This window comes from Diaphorobacter sp. J5-51 (assembly GCF_001023515.1).
Classification (GTDB): domain Bacteria; phylum Pseudomonadota; class Gammaproteobacteria; order Burkholderiales; family Burkholderiaceae_C; genus Diaphorobacter; species Diaphorobacter nitroreducens.
On record NZ_JSYI01000033.1, the window covers coordinates 1 to 416 of the forward strand.

General features: G+C 61.5%; 1 protein-coding gene. It reads left to right on the forward strand.

From position 1 onward, the window contains the following. Window positions 1–416, forward strand: a 416-nt coding sequence (locus OX89_RS05675; protein ID WP_047349904.1) for an IS91 family transposase, incomplete at both ends; no start/stop codon positions are given.

Below are 416 nucleotides of genomic sequence, written 5' to 3' on the forward strand. Positions count from 1 at the left end.
CGCGACGGAGCGGTGCTGAGCATGGTGCTGCGCATCTTTCTGCGGGTGATCGCACAAACTCTGCAGACCCACAGCCCCGGTGCGGCCCATATGGACAAGGCAGGCCTGCACATCGGTGCCATCGCCTTCATTCACCGATTCGGCTCCAGCCTCAATGAACACGTCCACTTCCACGTTTGTGTGGTGGACGGGGTGTTTGAGGAAGTGGAGGGCGAGGGCGATGCTGATGCGACCCCTCGAATCTCATCGCCGGGTGTCATCTTTCACGCGGCCACCGGCATCGATGCGGCTACCGTGGCCCCAGTGCAGACCACACTGCAAAAACGCATCCTGCGCGCCTTCGTTGCTCGGGGCCTGCTGGAGAACTGTGACGCCAAAGACATGCTGGGCTACAAACACAGCGGCTTCTCGGTGGA